4 protein-coding genes are annotated in these 4,428 nt (G+C 49.5%); 2 read left to right on the plus strand and 2 right to left on the minus strand.

The annotated features are described in order from the left end of the window. Positions 1 to 1,437 (plus strand): M1 family aminopeptidase (locus tag VIP81_RS16645; protein WP_331963213.1); only part of this gene is annotated, 1,437 nt, incomplete at its 5' end. Between the two features lie 11 nt (positions 1,438 to 1,448). Here VIP81_RS16645 and VIP81_RS16650 read toward each other — a convergent pair. Next, positions 1,449 to 2,102: an HD domain-containing protein gene (locus VIP81_RS16650; RefSeq protein WP_331963216.1), complete on the minus strand. Its 654-nt coding sequence runs from the start codon at positions 2,100 to 2,102 to the stop codon at positions 1,449 to 1,451. A gap of 105 nt (positions 2,103 to 2,207) precedes the next feature. After that, a complete protein-coding gene (locus VIP81_RS16655; protein WP_331963224.1) occupies positions 2,208 to 3,239 on the minus strand; it encodes a GlxA family transcriptional regulator in 1,032 nt (343 codons plus the stop codon). Positions 3,240 to 3,491: 252 nt separating this feature from the next. On the opposite strand from VIP81_RS16655, the gene VIP81_RS16660 reads away from it, so the two are divergent. Continuing rightward, a partial coding sequence (locus tag VIP81_RS16660; RefSeq protein ID WP_331963227.1) for an MBL fold metallo-hydrolase occupies positions 3,492 to 4,428 on the plus strand: 937 nt, incomplete at its 3' end.

Raw genomic sequence — 4,428 nt, forward strand, 5'->3', positions numbered from 1 at the left:
ACTTTCCATTATGCCCAGCCAGATATCTTCTCACTCTATATCGGAAATTATTCCCGGCAGGAATACAAAGGCAATCGTTCTTTTTATACTTATAGTTTGAGTCCGGCGATCGATGGCAATGACTTGTCGCGCAAATCCGCCGCTGTATTAGATTTCCTGGCCACGCAGTTTGGCCCCCTGACTATTCCAAACTTTTCCATTATTGAATTTCCGGAGTATGTATCGGAGCTCACCGGTATTGGCGGCGCCAGTATCCTGGGTGGGGTAGTGATGCCCACCGCTGCATTGCTGCAATTTAATTACGCCCTCTTTGGTCATGAAATCGGGCATCAGTGGTGGGGCAATAAAGTGCGGTCAAGAGGAGAGCGGGGCGCATCCATTATATCAGAAGCACTGGCCCAATACGGCTCGCTGCAGGTGGTGTATCACTTTGATAGCACGCACGCCATGGATTATCGTAGAACGGGCTATCCTGGCTATATCAAAGATCAGTGTGGACTTGGTTATCTGAAAAATGTGGCAGCGGGAAATGATGAACCGCTGGTTGCGTTGACAGGCGCCAATGACCATATCCTCGCGGATAGCAAAGGTTTCCTGGCGCTGGAGCTGTTATCTGCTACAGTGGGAAAACCGGTATTTAATAAAGCCATGCAGGTGATGGGTGAAAAGTATAGCAGTAAGGGTGTTAGCTGGGAGGATTTTGAACGGGAGATAACAAACGCATACGGGCATCCTCTACAATGGTTTTTTGACCAATGGTTCGAAAGAACGGGCGCCCCGGCATGGCAAAGCAGCTGGAAACAGCAGCAAAATAAATTACAGCTAACGGTCACACAAACAGATAGCATTTATCAGTTGCAACCGGAGGTGCTGATTACTTACGGTAACGGTACTACGTCGTTGCAGCATATCACGCTCCACGATCGCAGTCAAACACTGCAACTGCCGGCAAATGGCCCCGTGACGGCTGTACAGATAGACCCTTACTTTAAAATATTGCACTGGGATGCTGCATTGGTGCCGGTGGCGCAATCACAGGCTAAAGTGGTCCGGGTATTGAATTTACGCATTCAGCAAAAAAATGCGGAGGCAATCAGTCTCGCCAAATCCTATCTGAAAGAAGGTATTCCCAACGATAGCAGTGCGGTGGAGTTCACGCTGCTATATCAGCTGGGACGGATATTGGCCGTACAAAATAAGCCCAACGAAGCCATTGGATATTACCAACGCGCGTTACAATGTCCATCCCGTGCGCCTGAGCTATTGGCCGTGACCTACTATCGCATTGCGCAGTTAGCCGCAGCGAAAAAAGACAACGAATTATTGCAGTGGGGTTGTACAAATGCGGTGAAAGCAGATTTGCTCAATCACAAAGCCGATGGCATGGAAGCCAAGGTTGCGGCTTTATTAGCGGCCACTTCCCGGCTTCCTGCCTGATAAACAGCGTTTCAATTACCCCATCGGCCTTGGATCGTATTTTCTTCCATCCTCGTCATACCGCTGCCACTGGACCGCTCCCGTAACAGTTCTCCTGCAATGGTATAGGGGTGCCCCTTGGTAGGGTTGGCGCGGCATTGTCCCACAATACAGTCGGTAATAGCGGTGGCCAGCGACAGGCGGGGATAGGCGTTGAAAATGGCACCGGCCTGCTCTTCTGTAATGAAGGCCGTAGTAGGACCGCCGAAATCCATCACAATGCCGGCTCTTGTTAACCGCGGCACCGGCCCCCGTCTTTCTGCTATGCCGGAAGAAGTATGCAAGGCAATGGCCTGCCACACAATATCGGCTTCCGTTTCACTAAAAGCATGCTGGGAAAGAAAAAGAAGCGCCTGATCTGCGCCTTCTACTTCGAATCGTTGGGGCCCGTTACCGGGATCTGTTAAGCCCATGTCGTGAAAAATACAAGAGATAAATAATAATTGCTCGTTATAACCGGGATGCGCGAGCAGACCACTGTGCGCAGCATACAATCGTGCGAAAATGAAACTGCGGATACTGTGATTGTACAGCGGTTCGGTTTCATGCTGCTTTACAAATTGAAGTGCTTCGCAGGAGAGATGGTCATCCGGTAAATGTAGCAATGGGGATAGTTGTTGTGGCATGATGTTTTATTTTTCGTGAACAGACATAGCAAGGCCATGATGAACAGGCCAAAGGTTCATTGTAATTATTTTATCAGGGGGAGATGGATACCTGGTGAACGCTGCTTAGCGATGATCTTTTTCCAGTGCCGTCCGAAACGTTTTTCTGTAATCGCTGGGGGAGAGCAGGAGTTGTCGTTGAAAAATGCGTCGCATCGACACCAATCCGCCGAAGCCGCATTTCTCTGCAATGGCATCTATGCTCAGGGAGCTGTCTTCAAGGTATTTCCTGGCTATTTCCACCCGCAGTTTTTCTACAAATTTCGCGGGTGATAGCCCCGTTTCCCGGGTAAACATCCGGCTGAAATGCCGGGTACTCATATTCACCTGGGCGGCTAATTCCACTACGCCAATATTGGTATGTGCATGTTTCACTATCCAGGTGCGGAGCTGACCGGCCAGGGTATTATGGAGGGCATACCCCGGCAGCAATGCGCTGAACGATGCCTGTGATCCGGGGCGCTTCAAGTACAGCACCAGCTTGCGTGCTACCTGCGCAGCGAGCGCTTTGCCATGGTCTTCTTCTATCAGCGCCAATGCCAGGTCCATTCCGGACGATACGCCCCCGGAAGTATAGATGTTGCCGTCTTTAATAAAAAACGGGTTGGGATTTACCTGTACATCAGGAAAGCTGCCCTGTAACTGCTCGCAATATTCCCAGTGAGTGGTGGCTTGTCTGCCATTTAATAAACCGGCTTTAGCTAACGCAAACGCGCCTACGCAAACAGATCCTATTCTTCGTATATGCTTTGCAGTGATGGCCAGCCAGGCATAGAAATCCTGATAATATTGATTGTTTTCGGCTTCATTGTTATAGCCCGCTACCAGCAGCGTGTCGATGGGGGAATGAATATCCAACACGGAGGTGGTGCAATTCAGCTGTATACCGGCGCTGCAGGTGATTTGGGTGTTTCGCCCCGGAGAGGCCAGCAGGATCTCATAGTCGTTCGTTGCAGCCTGCGCGTCCAGTATTTTCCCGGCGGTGACAAATACGTCTACCGGTCCGGCTATATCCAGCAGGATATTGCCCGACATGATGACGATGACGGTAAGTTTTCGTTCCGGGACAATGGGAGCTGGTGGTGGTATACGTTTCATGTTGTAAAAGTAAGGAGCTGGCAGTTTGTCTCAAATGACATAATTTATACAATTTAGGCCATATTCTACGCCTGATCCGGGGATTAGTGCTGCAGATATCGATCTGGTGGCATTGAACTTTCCAAGCTGCACAAACATACTTTCACTGTGATCAAACTTTTTCTTTCTGTAACCGTTATAGCCAGTATACGGGGCCGTTACCATTATCCCGGAACAGGCATAACACTAATCAGCATCATTAAAAGGCAGCAAATGGATATCCAACAATTTGAAGATAAAGGACTGGCACACTACTCCTATGCTATTTACAGTGAAAAGGTGAATGAGGTCATCCTGATCGACCCGTCCAGAGATTTAACACCTTACCTGGAATATGCGGCGTCGCTTCATGCAAGAATTACAGGCGTGATTGAAACGCATCCACATGCTGATTTTATCAGCGGTCACCTGGAATTACACCATAGCGGAGCAGTGATCTATTGCTCTCAACTGGTGGGTGCTGCCTATCCGCATACTGGTTTTGATGAAGGCGATCAGATTAAGTTAGGAGATATCACCCTGCGTGCATTGAATACTCCCGGTCATTCGCCGGATAGTATTTGTGTGGTGCTGGTATATGCGGGGGAAGACAGGGCCGTATTTACCGGGGATACGTTGTTTATTGGCGACTGTGGCCGCCCGGATCTGCGGGGAACTGCCGGTAACATTACAGCAGGCAGAGAAGCATTGGCACGCATGATGTATCATTCTCTCCGGGAAAAGTTGATGGTGCTGGCGGATGATGTATTGGTATATCCTGCACATGGCGCCGGAACGCTCTGTGGGAAATCGCTGAGCGAGGAAGACATCAGTACTATCGCCGCAGAAAAAGTAAGTAACTGGAGTTTGGATGAACTGACAGAAAACGAGTTTGTAAAAGAGTTGTTATCCCAACAACCGTTTATTCCAAAATATTTCTCTTACGATGTAGAAGTGAACAGAACAGGCGCTGCACCGCTGGAAGCTTCGCTGGCAAAGGTGCCGGTGATGACCGGTGAGCCTGTTTTTGATGCCGGCATCCTGATCGTTGATACCCGCCCCGAATCCGTTTTTAAACAAGGGCATTTGCCAGGTGCGGTGAATCTGCAGGATGGCACTAAGTTCGAAACCTGGCTGGGAAGTATCGTGGCCCCCGGAGAGCCTTTTTATT

The organism is Chitinophaga sp., assembly GCF_036566945.1.
Classification (GTDB): domain Bacteria; phylum Bacteroidota; class Bacteroidia; order Chitinophagales; family Chitinophagaceae; genus Chitinophaga.